The organism is Micromonospora sp. NBC_00898 (genome assembly GCF_045207895.1).
GTDB lineage: Bacteria > Actinomycetota > Actinomycetes > Mycobacteriales > Micromonosporaceae > Micromonospora.
In genome coordinates this window covers 784,638-798,996 of the sequence record NZ_CP108775.1, presented here as the reverse complement: position 1 = coordinate 798,996, position 14,359 = coordinate 784,638, and the positions used below count along the sequence as shown (strand labels likewise).

The following is a 14,359-nucleotide window of genomic DNA, read 5'->3' as shown; positions in this document are numbered from 1 at the left end:
GAAAGTTGATCGAGATTCGCTTCGGTCCGCAGGTCTGCGGGGAGCTGGCCAGCGGGGCGACCCGGGAATGGCTGGTCACCGACGGGCGCGGCGGCTACGCCATGGGCACGGTGAGCGGGCTGCGTACCCGCCGGTACCACGGGCTGCTGGTGGTGGCCGGGGAAACGCCGGCGGTCCGCCGGATGGGGCTGGTCGGGCTGGACCCGGCGGTGACGCTGCCGTCCGGGGCGCGGGTCCGCCTCGGCGCCCACGAATGGTCCTCCGGCGTCGTCGACCCGCGCGGCTTCGAGCTGCTGGAGCGGTTCGAGCTGATCAACGGGGTGCCGCGCTGGCGCTGGCGAATCGGCGACGTGGTGATCGAGCGGGAGATCGCCATGGCGTACGGCCGGTCCTGCGTGGCGGTGGTGCACCGGCTGGTGTCGGGCGGCCCGGTCCGGCTGGACCTGGCGGCGGCCTGCACCTGGCGGGACGCACACGGCGAGCGGCGGGCCGACGGGCCGAAGCCCCGGATGGAGCCGGCCGCCGGCGGGGCAGTGGTCGAGGGGGCGTACCGGCTGGCCGGGCCGGACTGGACGCCCGAGGGGCAGTGGTGGCTGGGCGTGCGGCACCGCGAGGAGGCGGCCCGCGGGCTCAACCCGGACGAGGACCTCTGGTACGCGGGCCGCTTCGCCGGGGCGCTGGAGCGCCCGGGCGACACGGTGTCGGTGCTGGCCTGGGCCGACGACCTGGCCGACGAGCCGCCGCCGGCGACCGCGCTGGTCGAGGCGGCCCGGCGGCGCCACCGGGACGTGGTGGCCGCGGCGAAGCCGGCCGACCCGGTGGCGGCCACCCTCGCCCTGGCCGCCGACGCGTTCGTGGTGCGCACCGCGGCCGGCCCGGACGTGGTGGCCGGCTACCCGTGGTTCGGCGCCTGGTCACGGGACACGATGACCTCGTACGAGGGGCTCTTCCTCGCCACCAACCGCGCCGACGAGGGGCGGGAGCTGCTGCGGGCGTACGCGGCGACGCTGTCGGAGGGGATGCTGGCGAACACCGCCGACACCGGCCGGGTGGAGTACAACACCGTCGACGCGACGCTGTGGTTCCTGCACGCGGTGAGCCGGCACGTCACCGTCACCGGGGACACCGACCTCGCCGACGAGCTGCTGCCCGCGCTGCACGCGGTGGTCGAGGCGCACCTGGCCGGCACCCGGTACGGCATCGCGGTCGACCCGGCCGACGGGCTGCTCACCCAGGGTGGCCCGCCGGAGGTCGCGCTGACCTGGATGGACGCCCGGGTGTACGGGGTACCGATGACCCCGCGGACCGGCAAGCCGGTGGAGGTCAACGCGCTCTGGGTGAACGGGCTGGCCGGCCTGGCCGAGCTGACCGAGCTGGCCGGCCGGGACGCCACCGCGCTGTGGGGACTGCACACGAAGGCGACCACGGCGTTCCGGAAGCGGTTCCCGGCACCGGTGGGCTGGCTGCACGACGTGGTGGACGCGCCGGCCCCGGCGTACCCGCTGGGCGCGGCCCCGCACCACGACGACGACCTGCTCCGCCCCAACCAGCTGCTCGCCTGGTCGCTGCCGTACGCTCCGCTGGACCCGGACGAGGCGACGTTGCGCCCGGTCACCGCCGGACTGTTCACCCCGCTGGGCCCGCGCAGCCTCTCCCCCGACTCGCCCGGGTTCGTCGGCCGGCACCGGGGCGGTCCGGCGGAGCGGGACGGGGCCTACCACCAGGGCACCGTCTGGCCGTGGCTGATCGGGCCGCTCGTCGACGCGTACCGGCGGGCCAGGCTGCCCACCGATGACCTCCTGGTCGGGCTCGAGGGTCACCTGAGGGAGTACGGCCTGGGATCGGTGAGTGAGACGGCCGACGGGCTCGCCCCGCACATCGCCACCGGCTGCCCGTTCCAGGCGTGGTCCGTCGCCGAGCTGCTGCGCGTCCGCCGGGCCGGATAGGCACGCGTTACACACCGGCAACCACCGCGTCTCCGCTGGTTATCGACCGGTCGGCAGGATTGGCCCCGACCCACCCGAGACGGCGGGCACCCGCTGCGGGATGCCGGCCGCCGCGCGGTGCGGGAACAACTCAAAGGGGCCCGCATGTCACCTGACGCCGACGTGATCGACATCCACCCCGCCCGGCACCAGCGGGTGCTGATCCTCTCCTGGGAGTACCCACCCGTACTCGTCGGTGGGCTCGGCCGCCACGTGCACGCCCTCTCCGCCGCCCTGGCCGCCGCCGGCCACGAGGTCACCGTCGTCACCCGGCACGCCGAGGGCGCGCCGCTGGAGGAGTACGCCAACGGCGTCCGGATCCTCCGGGCCGCCGAGGACCCGGTCACCTTCCCGCTCGCCACCGGTTCTCTCCTCGCGTGGACGATGGCGTTCAACCACACCCTCACCCGCACCGCCCTGCGGGCCGCCGAGTCCGGCGTCTACGACGTCATCCACGCCCACGACTGGCTGGTCGCGCACACCGCGGTCACCCTCGCCGACCACCTCGACCTGCCGCTGGTCACCACCATCCACGCCACGGAGGCCGGCCGGCACCAGGGCTGGCTGCCGGCGGAGATGAACCGCACCATCCACGGCGTCGAACACTGGCTGAGCAACGCCTCGGCGCGGGTGATCGCCTGCTCCGGCTACATGCGCGACCAGGTGTCCCGGCTCTTCGACGTGCCGGCCGGGCGGATCGACGTGGTTCCCAACGGGGTCGACCACCGGGCCTGGCACGCCCGCCCCCGTACGGTCGCCTCCGCCCGGGCCCGCTACGCCGGGGACGGCCCGCTGGTCGGGTACGCCGGCCGGCTGGTCTACGAGAAGGGCGTGCAGCACCTGGTGCACGCGGTGCCGTGCCTGCGGGACCGGCACCCGGGGCTGCGGGTGGTCATCGCCGGCGACGGGCCGTACCAGGACGAGTTGGTCGACGAGGCGCGGCGGCTGCACCTCGGCGACACGGTGCGCTTCGCCGGCTTCCTGGACGCCACCCAGTTACCGGCGGTGCTCGCCGCCACTGACGCGACCGTGGTCCCCAGCCTCTACGAGCCGTTCGGCATGATCGCCCTGGAGGCGGCGGCCGCCGGAGCCCCCCTCGCGGTGGCGAGCACGGGCGGGTTGGCGGAGATCGTCGAGCCCGGCGTCACCGGGGTGACCTTCCCGCACAGCGACCCCGGCGCGCTCGCCGGCGCGGTCGACCAGCTCCTCGGCGACGAGGTCTTCGCCCGCCGGGTGGCCCGCCGCGCCCGCACCATGGTCGTCGCGCGGTACGGCTGGTCCACCATCGCCGCCCGGACCGCGACCAGCTACGCGACCGCCGGCCGGGAGCACGGGCCGTTCCAGGCCCGGCGGGCCGCCGCCCTGCTGACCGGTGGCCGACCCGCCATCGACATCCCGGACGGAAACCTGCTCACCGGGGCCGCCAGCTGAGCCGGCGCCGCGTCGGGTCGCGCGTACACCGTCGCGTGGCTGGCAAAGGAGTTCGACTGGCAGGTCAACGCGACGTACTTCCTGATGATCAGGCAGAGCTTCCGGCCCGGTCCCTGACGCCTTCCCCAGTGGACCGTCCGGGTGATGCCCCTCGGCGACGCCGCAAACTACAGTGGCGTAGTTTTGTCGATCAAGATCTCCGGGAAGGGCGAGTCGACATGATGGGACCGTCCCACGCGCTGTCCGGCGCGGCGGTGTGGCTGACCGGATCGTGGGCGTTGAACCAGTTCGCCGACTACCACCAGACGCCGCTGGCGCTCGCGGTGGGGACCGCGGTCTGCGCGGGCGGGGCGCTCTTCCCCGATCTCGACCTCTCCGGCAAGGTGACCCGCAACCAGGGCGGGGCGACCGTCGCCCGGACCTTCGGCGTGTTCAGCCTCTTCATCGCTGAGGTGATGGAGAAGATCTCGCTGGGCGTCTACTACGCCACCAAGCTCAGCAAGGACCCACGCCGCAACAACGGGCACCGCACGTTGACCCACACCCTGCCGTTCACCGCGCTGGTCGGCTGGGGCACCACGGCGCTCTGCGCCCACTTCGGCAAGTGGGCGGTGGTCAGCATCCTGTTCTTCATGATCGGGCTGGCGCTGCGCGGGCTCTTCGACGAGTGGGCCGAGCGGGCCGGCTGGGTGATCGTCACGCTGGCCTCGGCCGCCGCCGCCTGGTTCACCTTCGCCAACCTGCCCGGCGACCGGGGGTATCCGCTGATCGGGTTGGCCGTCGGGGTGGGTTGTTTCGTGCACATCCTCGGCGACATGATCACCCGGGCCGGGGTGCCGATCCTCTGGCCGATCCCGATCAAACGCCGGATGTGGACGATGGTCGGCCTGCCCAACAGCATCGCGCTGCGCACCGGCAGCAAGGCCGAGGTGATCGTGCTGCGCGCCGCGCTGACCGTCCTGGCGGTGCTCGCCGCGGTGGGGCTGGTCGCGCCGTCGGTGCTGCAACGGTTCAACATCGAGGTGTGACCAAGCTTCCCGACGTCCCGGCCGACGGCGCCCGCCCGCCGGCCGAGGACGACACGGTGCCCGAATTCTGGCGGCGGCTCGGGCTGCCCGGCCTCGCCGACGTGCACACGCATTTCCTGCCGCCCCGGCTGCTGCGCAAGGTGTGGGCGTACTTCGACGCGGCCGGGCCGCTGGTCGGCACCGAGTGGCCGATCCGGTACCGGTGGGGCGACGCGGAGCGGGTGGCGCACCTGCGCCGGCTCGGCGTACGGGCGTTCACCGCGCTGGCGTACCCGCACCGGCCCGGCATGGCGGCGGAGCTGAACCGGTGGACGCTGGAATTCGCCGCGGCCACCCCCGGCTGCCTGCCCTCGGCGACCTGCTACCCGGAGCCGACGGCCGCCCGGTACGTCGCCGAGGCGCTCGCCGCCGGTGCCCGGGTGTTCAAAGTGCACATCCAGGTCGGCGGCTTCCTCCCCACCGACCCGGCGCTGGACGCGGTGTGGGGGCTGCTCGCCGACGCGGGCGTACCGGTGGTGGTGCACGCCGGGCACGCGCCGGTCGGCACGGCGCACACCGGCCCGGAACCGTTCGCCGCGCTGCTCGCCCGGCATCCCGGGCTGACCGCGGTCGTGGCGCACCTGGGCGCGCCCGACTACGCCGCGTTTCTCGACCTGGCGGAGCAGCACGCACGGGTGCGGCTGGACACCACGATGGCGTTCACCTCGTTCTTCGACCGGTTCATGCCGTTCCCCGCCGGGGAGCTGCCCCGCCTGCGCGAGCTGGGGCTGGCCGGCAAGGTGCTGCTCGGCAGCGACTTCCCGAACATCCCCTACCCCTACGCCGAGCAGCTCGACGGCCTGGCCCGGCTCGACCTCGGCGACGACTGGTTGCGGGCGGTCTGCTGGCACAACGCCGCCGCCCTGTTCGACCTACGCTGACACTCCTCGGCCGGGTCCGCCGCTCTGCCGCCGGCGGGTTTCACCTCGCGCCCTTGCGCTGCTGCAGCGGAAGCAACAGCGGGCGGCTGCCGGCGTCGCCGTGGCTGCAGCGGGGCGAAGCGTCCCCACGCGGTGACCCCGAGGGCGGGAGTCAGTTGAGGCCGCCACGGCGGGTCGGCCGTCCCGACAGGTCCGCCAGATCCCGCCGGTCACCCCGTTCGAGGGGTTGTGGGTCAGCGCCTGCGCCGGCAGGTCGGCGGGGACGAGGTCGACCGGCGGGCGGATCATCGCGCCGAGCCCACCGCAGCCGAGGCCGAGCGAGGGCGCGCGGCGGCGCTACACGCCGATCCGCTGTTCGGGGACGGTGAGGCCGTAGAGCGCCATCAGCTCCGGACTGTCGATCCGGCTGCCGTCGGCGATCGAGTCGCAGGAGATGTCGACGATCTGGTCCTTGTGCGCCAGCAGGTAGGGCCGGGCGCCGACGTCGGCGCTGGCCAGGGTGGCGATGCCGGCCCAGTGCCGACGGCCGAAGAGCATCGGGTAGCCGCGCAGCCCGTCGTAGGTGGCGCAGACCAGCACGTCGGGGTACGGCAGCGCGGCCACCCGCCGGATCGCCCCGGCGGTCAGCCCCGGCATGTCCACGGGCACCACGACAACCGCCTCGATCCCCTCGTCGGTCAGGGCCGCCAGGCCGGCGCGGATCGAGGAGCCGACCCCGGTCCCCCAGGCCCGGTTGACCACCACGGTGGCCCCGGTCAGGTCGGTCGTCTGGCGGACCTGCTCGGCCGCCGCGCCCAACACGACCACGATCCGCTCGCAGCCCGCCTCGACCATCGTGTCGATCATCCGGTTCACCAGGGGTTTCTCCCCCTGGTGCAGCAGCGCCTCGGGTCCGCCGATTCGACGTCCCCCGCCCGCTGCGATGATCATTCCTGCGATCCGGTTCAGCCGGCCACCTCCACTGTCGATGGGGACCGCCGCAGCGGCAGGCCGCCTCCGTCCCCTCGTACGCACACCGGGTGCAACGAGCACTGGAACGATGAGTGTCGGGGCGAAACGGATAATTAACGCGGATCGCTGCCGCCCGAAGCCGGGGAGGAATGACCGCGGTCAGCGTCTAGGCCGCGTGGGCGTAGCAGTCGACGACGGACAGGTCCAGCGGGAACCGGACCGGGGTGTCGCCGAAGAGCAGCGCCGCCGCCCGCTCGCCTGAGGCGGAGACCGCCTCCGCCACCACCTCGGCCTGCCCGGCCGGGCAGTGCACGATCACCTCGTCGTGCTGGAAGAAGACCAGCTCGGCCTCGGTCCCCGCGAGGGCCGTCCGCAGTGTGGCCAGCAGCGTCGAGGCCCACTCGGCGGCGGTCGCCTGGATGACGAAGTTGCGGGTGAACCGGCCCCGGGACCGGGCGGCGCGAGCCCGCGGGCTCTGTGGGTCCGCGCCGGCGTCCGGGTCCGCCTCGTCGCTGTCGGCGAAGCCGACCGAACCCGGCGGGCAGGTGCGGCCCAGCCAGGAGCGCACCAACCCGCCCGACTCCCCGGTGCGGGCCGCCGCCTCGACGTAGCCGAACGCCGTCGGGTAGTTGCTTTTGAGCACGGCCAGCGCGGGCACCGCCGAACCGCCGGTCTGCCCGTACATCGCGCCGAGCAGGGCCACCTTGGCCCGGGCCCGGTCACCGGCGAAGGCGTCCCGGGCCAGCGCGGCGTACAGGTCGCCCGCCCCGCCGGCCGCCGCGAGCCGGGCGTCCCCGGAGACCGCGGCCAGCACCCGCGGCTCCAACTGGCCCGCGTCGGCGACGACGAACGTCCAGCCGGGGTCAGCCACCACCGCCCGCCGGATCACCTTCGGGATCTGCAGCGCCCCGCCGCCCCGGGTGGCCCACCGGCCGGAGACCACGCCACCCGGGACGTACTCGGGGTGGAAGCGGCCGCCGGAGACCCAGGCGTCCCGCCACGCCCAGCCGTGCGCCGTCCAGATCCGGTAGAGCTCCTTGTATTCCAGGACCAGCGGCACCGCCGGATGCTCGACCCCGCGCAGCACCCAGGCCCGGGTGTTCGGCAGCTCCACCCCGGCCCGGGCGAACGCCTTCAGCAGCTCCGCCGGGGAGTCCGCGTGCAGCTGCCGGAGCCCGAAGGCCGCGGCGATCCGAGCGGCCAGCTCCGCCAGCCGGCGGGGTGGCCCGCCCACCGGGGAGGCCTCGCCGAGCAGCTCGGCGAGGATCGCGTCGTGCACCTCGGCCCGCCACGGCAGGCCGGCGGCCCCCATCTCGGTGGCGATCAGGGTGCCCGCCGACTCGGCGGCGACCAGCAGCCGGAACCGGCCGGGGTGCTCGGTGGCGGCGATCCGGGTGAGCTGGTCGGCGTACACCCGGGTCAGCGCCTCGATGCCTGGGCCCGGCGGGCCAACTGGGGCGTCGAAGAGCGCGGCCTGGCCATGACCGGGCGGCTCCGGCTGCCGGGGGGTCGGGTCCGGCGGGACCGGCGCGCCGGTCAGCCGCGCCCAGGCCGCGGCGAGCGACCGCGGCTCCCCCAGCGGCCCGCGTGCCCCAGCAGCAGCGCCTCGGTCAGCTCCACGTCGTGGCAGCGGTCGAGCCGCACCCCGGCGCGTAGCAGCGCCGGATAGACCACGGCGCCCGAGGACCACACCCAGCGCGGCCGCTCGGCGGCCTCCCGGCCGGCCACCGCGGTGGCGAGATTGGTCACCGGCTCGACCGGGCCGGCGGGCCGGCCGGCGAGGTCGAGGGGTTGCAGCGCTCCCCCGCCCCGCTCGTCCGCCACCACCGCCACCAGCACGGACGCGATTGTGCCCCGCCCGTGCGACACTCCGCCCGGCACCGCCACCCGCGTGCCCTGTCTCACCTACAGCGCGGCCATGCGGTAGCTCGGCTGGCCACCGCATTGGGCGTCACGTACGACCGCGTCACCAGCGGACAACTCGAGTGTCGTATCCCGCCATCCGCTGCAGGGCACCGCGCACACCGCGGGGATTCACCAGAGACCGGTTGGCGAGTTGCGTGAAGCGGATCCGGCCACCGACCAACTTGCCGCGCCGCTCATGGACCTCCTCGACATAGTTTCCGCGCAGGAACTGCTCGGCGATCGCGAGCAGGTCACCCAGCGCCTCCCACCTCGCCGCGTCGTCATAGGCGGTTCTCTGGGCGTCGTAGCTGTTCATCAGGTTCAGTAGGAAGACCTCGCCCGTTCCGGTCATCGACACCGTCACGAGCACTCCATCGCCCTCGCGACAGAGCACCAGGCGGACGGCTTCCTCACCCTTCAGCTGGAACTCAGACACGCATCCCTGACGGGCAAGCCTGGCCGCGAAGCTCACGAAAGCCTGCCGGACCGACGCTCTGTCAAACGGCACCCCGGGCCGAGGACCGTTGTCGTACGGTGCCGTGGCCGGGTCTGTTTCCCCTCGGGAGCCAACAGCATCGGCCACCACCACGATCGCGTCAGTCGTGTCGATCGAGTCCACCACGCGCCGGTCGATCAGGAGCCGCGCCTCGTTCCCGTCCTGAACGAATGACACGCAGACGTCGACGTCCCGGCCGTAAACCCAGAGGTCCGCCGATCGGGGGACCCCTGCAACGTCCCGAAGGTCGAACTCGGTCTCTTCCGGCAGCAACGGTCGCAGCTCAGCCATGAACGCGACAGCGAGGCCACGGACCTCCTCCGTCATCACGGTCCCTCTCACGTCACGACGGCTGCCATGGGCTGATCACGCCTGACACGCGGTCAGCCGTCGACGGCAGCGGGTCGTCGAACAGCGTACGGCGGCGTGGCCGTCCCCAGGGGAACGGCCACGCCACCCGGAGGCCGGCGTAGCGGGCCGGTTGCTTACTTCCCCACGCCGGCGGTGAGGCCGGACTGGACCTGGCGCTGGAAGACGATGTACACGATGAGGACCGGGAGCATGGCCATGGTGACGCCGGCGAAGAGGCCGGACCAGTCGGACTTGTAGCCCTGGTTGACCGAGAGCTCGATCAGGCCCTGGGAGATCACCTGGTGCTTCGGCTCACCCGCCACGGACTGCATGAGCAGCGTCGGCAGGTACCACTGGTTCCACTGGCCGAGCACGTTGAAGATGCCGATGCTGATCAGGCCCGGCCTGGCCATGGGCAGCATCACGCTGAAGAACAGCCGGCTGTGCGAGGCCCCGTCGACCATGGCCGCCTCGGCGATCGAGTCGGGCAGCGTCCGGAAGAACGAGTGCATGAAGAAGATCGTGAACGACAGGGACCACGCGACGTAGACCAGGATCAGCATCACGTGCTTGTTCGGGCCGAGCAGCGGGAAGACCACGCCCATGTTGTAGACGCCCTTGAACAGCGGCACCGCGGCGAGGTAGATCGGCAGGGTCAGCCCGGAGAGGAACATGTAGTAGATCAGCCGGTTCCCGCGGAACTCGTAACGGGCCAGGGCGTACGCGGCCATCGAGCCGAGAAGCATGGTGAGGAAGACGCTGCCGACCATCACCAGGATGGTGTTGAGGAAGAACGCCCCGAGGTGTCCCGCTCCCCAGGCCCGGGAGAAGTTGTCCCAGTGCAGCTTGTCGGGAATCAGGGACAGCGGCTCGCGGATCACCTCCGAGTCGCTCTTGAGCGCCGACATCACCACCCACAGCAGCGGGTAGATCACCATAACGGCCCAGACCACCAGGAAGATGTGGGAGAAACCGTTGAAGATCCGGCCGCCGATCGCGGCGGCCCGGGACGTCGTACGCGGTGCGGGGCCGGGTCGGCCCGCCGGGCTCTCATCAGGCCGGGTCAGACCACCGTGGGTCGCAGTGCTCATCGTCCAGCCTCCTCAGAACTCGATACGCTCACGACGGGTGATCCTCAGCTGCGCCGCGGCGAGCAGGATCGTGAAGATCGCCAGAGCGACACCCATCGCGCAGGCATAGCCGAACTGGCCCTTCTGGAACGCGGTGAAGTTGAGCACCGACGCGAAGATCTCACTGGCGTGGTTCGGTCCGCCCTGGCTGGGCGTCATGACGAAGACCAGGGCGTACATGTCCAGCGCGATGAATCCCAGGTAGACCCAGGCCACCGAGATGGTGTCCCGCAGCAGCGGCAGGGTGATCCGGAAGAAGGTGTGGAAGCGGCCGGCCCCGTCGAGGATGGCCGCCTCGTAGATGTCCTTCGGGATGGACTGCATGGCCGCCGAGAAGAGCACCATGTAGAAGCCGGCGCCGCTCCAGACCGCGATCAGCAGCAGCCACCACAGCACCGCCGGTACGCCGAGGAAGGGCTCCGGGTCGGCGGTGAAGGCGATCGGGTTCTCCGGGTCGCCCAGCCCGATCTTGATCAGCAGGCCGTTGATCAGGCCCTGGCTGTCGGTCCGGTAGATCTGCTGCCACATGACGGCGATGACCACCAGCGACAGCACCTGCGGGAAGAAGAAGATGACCTTGTATACGGCGGAGCCGAACACACCCCGGATGCCGGCCCTGTCCTCGCGTCCGCCCACGTTGAGCAGGAACGCGAGGAGCAGGGCCAGCGCGATGGTGAACAGCGGCACGGTGACCAGGAAGAACACGTTGTGCCAGAAGGCCTTCCTGATCAACTCGTCCGACAGCAGCCGGACGTAGTTGTCGAGACCGACGAAGTGCTGGGAGTCCGAGTACCCACCCCAGTCGGTCAGCGAGTATCCCGCCGCCTGCGCGAAGGGCCACACCACGTAAAAGAGGTACAGCGCAACCGGCAAGGCCAGGAAACCCGTGACGAAACGCGCAACACCATGCCGCATGGTCACTCACTTCTCTAACTGATCGGGGTCGGTCAGGCCGTGCGGGTCTGCTTCTTGATCGAGGAGTCCTTGGCGACCTTGTCCGCCGCCGCCTGCATCTTGTCCACAAACTGCTGCGCGGTGAGCCGGCCGGCCATCAGCTCCTCGGACAGGTTCTGGCTCTCCTTGTCCAGGTCGGCGTAGAAGTCCCAGAGCTTGACCGAGATCAGGTCCGAGGTGGCGTTCTTCATCAGCGTGTTCGCGGACGCCAGCGCGGTGTCCTGCACGTTGTCGCCGGAGCCCTTGGTGGAGGCCAGCGACTTGGTCAGCTCCGCGAACTTCGCCGAGCCGGCCTTGGACAGGATCGCCCGCAGGAACTCCTTGGCGGCTTCCTTGTTCGGCGCCTTGCTCGGCACCACGAAGCCCTCGCCGGACCCGGCGTACACGTCCTTGGCCGCCTTGTCGCCCGGGTTGGACCAGTAGTCGGAGAGGGTCAGCTCGAAGCCCGGCGGGATGGTCGCGGACATCTCGTTCTTCAGCCAGGTGCCGACCTGGATGAACGCGGCCTTGCCGTCGAGCCAGGCCTGCTGCGACTGGGTGTGGTCGAGCTTGCCCGGCAGGAGCAGCCGGTCCTTGACCAGCTTCTCCCACGGCTCCAGCGCCTTGACGATGCCGTCGGCCTTCCAGGCGTTGTCCTTGAGGTTGTCGATGTCGATGACCGCCTGCTTGCCCGCGGACTTCCAGATGCTCGCCATGAGCGCCCAGCGGGGGTAGTAGCCGTGGACGGCGTCGTGGACGTACGGCGCCATGCCCTTCGCCTTGATCTTCGGGGCCAGGGCGAAGAACTCGTCCCAGGTCGTGGGCGCCTGCCAACCCTCCTTCTTGAACAGGGCCGCGTTGTACCAGTTGCCCCACACCGTGTACGCCACGTTCACGACGTAGAACTTCCCGTTCTGGGTGCCGTCGCCGACCGTGCCCGGCAGCAGGGTGTCGGCCACCGTGCCCTCGCCGTCCCACGCCGGCGCGGTGAGCAGGTCGTCGAGCGGCTCGATCGCGCCCTCGTTGATCAGCGTGCTGCGGTCCATGCTGTCCGCGCCCGAGTTCATCACCAGGTCGCTCGGCTGGGTCGCCATCTTCGGCTGTTCTTCGGTCTTGATCTTCTGGGTGGAGCTCATGTTGACCGTGATGTTCGAGTGCTTGGCGTTGAAGACGACCTTGTCCTCCGTCGCCCACTGGTCGCCCAGGCCGCCGTTGAAGATGACCACCTTGACGGCGCTGCCGTCCTTCACACCGAACGGGTTGTCCTTGCTCTTCGCCGCGCCGGCGTCGCCGGACTTGGTCGGCTCGCTGCCGGCGCAGGCGCTGAGCAGGCCGGCGACCGGGGTGGCCAGCAGGCCGGCGGCGGCCGCCCGCTGCAGCAGGGTCCGGCGGCTGAGGTCGCCGAGGTTCTCGGGGGTAACCGACATCTCTGTCTCTCCTTGGGTGTCCGGGTCAGGCGGTCCGCCGGAGGCGCCCGGCGTACCGCGACTCGAGGGCGAGGTTGTGCTCGTCCCCACCGGGGACGTTGGCGGAGAGGTAGATAGGGGGTACCTCCCCGGCCTGGTGGAACCGTCGTACGACCTCGGCGGTCAGCAGCTGCGCCAGCAGCGCCGCGGTGACCGACGAGACCGCACAGACCGCGCCGCCGCCCTCGAGCGGCAGCAGTGCATCGCCGTACGGCGCGCCGTTGTCCAGCACGACGTCGGCGAGGTCGGCGAGCCGGTGCCCGGACGGGTGCCGCGGGGCGACCCGTGCGGTGTGCTCGACCGAGGTGACCGCGATCAGCGGATGGCCGTTCTCCTTCACCAGCGTCGCCAGCTCGACGACCGAGCCGTTGATGCCGGACTGGGAGGCGACCACGAACACGTCCCGCGGGTGCGGGGCCGCGAGTGCGTAGAGCTGGTGCGCGACGGCCGGGTCGCGTTCCAGCTTGGGGTCGGCGAGCACGTTGCGGGGCGCACCGCCGTGCAGCACCAGGTCGTGCAGGGAGAGCCGGTTGGTGGGGACCAGCCCGCCGGCCCGGGCGACCAGTTCGGCGGCGAACGCCTCGGAATGCCCGGCGCCGAATCCCTGGAGCACCCCGCCGGCCCGCAGCCCGGCGGCGATCAGGTCGGCCGCCCGGTCGACCGCGTCGGCCTGGGTGTCGACCACGCGGTCGAGTACCGGGCGAACGGCGTCCGCGTACCGTTGTGCGCTGATCATGAGGCGGCCCCCTTCGCGGCCTTGTGCCCGTCGACGGCCTGGGCGGTGCGCCGGAAGGCCGCGTGGGCGCGGTCGTGGGTCCGCTGCGCCACCGCGATGTAGAGCAGGTCGAGGACGACGAGTTGGGGGTGCCGGGCGGAGAGCGCGTCCGGCCGGAAGGTGGTGGCCTGGCTGGCCGTGAGCAGCACGATGTCGGCGAGCTCGGCCAGCGGCGAGCGAGGGAAGCCGGTCAGCGCGACCGTGGTGGCGCCCCGGCTGCCCGCCTCGGCGAGCATCTCGATGGTCTCCCGGGTCTGCCCGGTGTGCGAGATGCCCAGCGCCACGTCGCCGGCGCCGAGCAGCGCGGCGCTGGCCAGCCCCTCGTGCACGTCGCTCCAGGCCCAGGCGGCGACCCCGATGCGGTGCAGGCTGAACTGCATCTCCTCGCCGACCAGGGCACTGCCGCTGGCGCCGAAGATGTTCACCCGGCTCGCCCCGGCGATCGCCACGGCGGCCCGTTCGACCTCGGCGAGGTCGAGCAGCGCGGCGGTGTCGTGCATGGCCCGGGTGTCGGCGGCCATGATCTGGTCGAGCACCCGGGACAGCGGGTCGCTGGGCTGGATCTCCCGGCCGATGTCGACCGTCCAGCCCGCCGAGCGGGCCCGGCCGGTCTCCGACGCGATGCCGAGTCGCAGGTCGGCGTAGCCCTCGAAGCCCATCGCCCGGCAGAACCGGGTGATGGTCGCCGGTGAGGTCCCGCTGCGCTCGGCCAACTCCACGATGGTGGCCCGGGCCGCCGCCTCCGGGTCGCTGAGCACGTGCTCAGCGACCCGGCGCAACGCCCCCGTCAGCTCCCCCGCGCCGGCCCGGACCCTGGCCAGCACCCCGTCCGCGGAGACGCCCACCGCACTCCGCCGGTCGACCGCGTCGGCGTCGACCACCGCGTGCAGGTGCAACGCGGGGGTGTCCACCTCGTGATCAACCATGGGACGCCTTTCGGAAAAGAGTGTTAACTGTTAGTGGTAAAAGTTCTTACTGAAGGCCCCTC

11 protein-coding genes and 1 pseudogene are annotated in these 14,359 nt (G+C 72.0%); 4 read left to right on the top strand and 8 right to left on the bottom strand.

What is annotated here, in order from left to right; genetic code table 11:
- The first annotated feature begins 5 nt into the window (after window positions 1-5).
- The 4 genes from OG799_RS03770 (at window position 6) to OG799_RS03755 (ending at window position 5,364) form a co-directional block, all read left to right on the top strand.
- Window positions 6-1,946 carry an amylo-alpha-1,6-glucosidase gene (locus OG799_RS03770; protein ID WP_406043119.1) on the top strand — a complete coding sequence of 647 codons (1,941 nt, stop codon included), beginning with the start codon at window positions 6-8 and terminating at the stop codon, window positions 1,944-1,946.
- Between the two features lie 144 nt (window positions 1,947-2,090).
- Window positions 2,091-3,416: a glycosyltransferase family 4 protein gene (locus OG799_RS03765; RefSeq protein WP_406043117.1), complete on the top strand. Its 1,326-nt coding sequence runs from the start codon at window positions 2,091-2,093 to the stop codon at window positions 3,414-3,416.
- A gap of 218 nt (window positions 3,417-3,634) precedes the next feature.
- Window positions 3,635-4,444 (top strand): metal-dependent hydrolase, encoded by an 810-nt coding sequence (locus tag OG799_RS03760; RefSeq protein WP_406043115.1) that lies wholly within the window; start codon window positions 3,635-3,637, stop codon window positions 4,442-4,444.
- Window positions 4,441-5,364, top strand: a complete 924-nt coding sequence (locus OG799_RS03755; protein WP_406043113.1) for an amidohydrolase family protein — start codon at window positions 4,441-4,443, stop codon at window positions 5,362-5,364. The genes OG799_RS03760 and OG799_RS03755 overlap by 4 nt, the downstream gene beginning before the upstream one ends.
- Window positions 5,365-5,700: 336 nt before the next feature.
- Here the strand turns inward: OG799_RS03755 and OG799_RS03750 are convergent, their stop codons facing one another.
- From OG799_RS03750 to OG799_RS03715, 8 genes and pseudogenes are all read right to left on the bottom strand, one after another.
- A complete protein-coding gene (locus OG799_RS03750; protein WP_406043111.1) occupies window positions 5,701-6,294 on the bottom strand; it encodes an NTP transferase domain-containing protein in 594 nt (197 codons plus the stop codon).
- A 187-nt stretch (window positions 6,295-6,481) separates the two neighbouring features.
- Window positions 6,482-8,184 (bottom strand): annotated as a pseudogene (locus OG799_RS03745) (bifunctional 3'-5' exonuclease/DNA polymerase).
- 97 nt (window positions 8,185-8,281) lie between these two features.
- Window positions 8,282-9,043, bottom strand: coding sequence for a hypothetical protein (locus tag OG799_RS03740; protein ID WP_406043109.1), 762 nt, complete (start codon window positions 9,041-9,043; stop codon window positions 8,282-8,284).
- A gap of 158 nt (window positions 9,044-9,201) precedes the next feature.
- Window positions 9,202-10,158, bottom strand: coding sequence for a carbohydrate ABC transporter permease (locus OG799_RS03735; protein WP_406043107.1), 957 nt, complete (start codon window positions 10,156-10,158; stop codon window positions 9,202-9,204).
- 12 nt (window positions 10,159-10,170) lie between these two features.
- Window positions 10,171-11,112 (bottom strand): carbohydrate ABC transporter permease, encoded by a 942-nt coding sequence (locus tag OG799_RS03730; protein WP_406043105.1) that lies wholly within the window; start codon window positions 11,110-11,112, stop codon window positions 10,171-10,173.
- A 32-nt stretch (window positions 11,113-11,144) separates the two neighbouring features.
- The gene (gene ngcE / locus OG799_RS03725) at window positions 11,145-12,557 is read right to left on the bottom strand and encodes an N-acetylglucosamine/diacetylchitobiose ABC transporter substrate-binding protein (protein ID WP_406043103.1); all 1,413 of its coding nucleotides are present in this window, start codon (window positions 12,555-12,557) and stop codon (window positions 11,145-11,147) included.
- 25 nt (window positions 12,558-12,582) lie between these two features.
- A complete protein-coding gene (locus OG799_RS03720; RefSeq protein ID WP_406043101.1) occupies window positions 12,583-13,332 on the bottom strand; it encodes an SIS domain-containing protein in 750 nt (249 codons plus the stop codon).
- On the bottom strand, window positions 13,329-14,297 hold the full coding sequence (locus OG799_RS03715) for a MurR/RpiR family transcriptional regulator (protein WP_406043099.1): 969 nt from the start codon (window positions 14,295-14,297) through the stop codon (window positions 13,329-13,331). The genes OG799_RS03720 and OG799_RS03715 overlap by 4 nt, the downstream gene beginning before the upstream one ends.
- Window positions 14,298-14,359 lie beyond the last annotated feature (62 nt).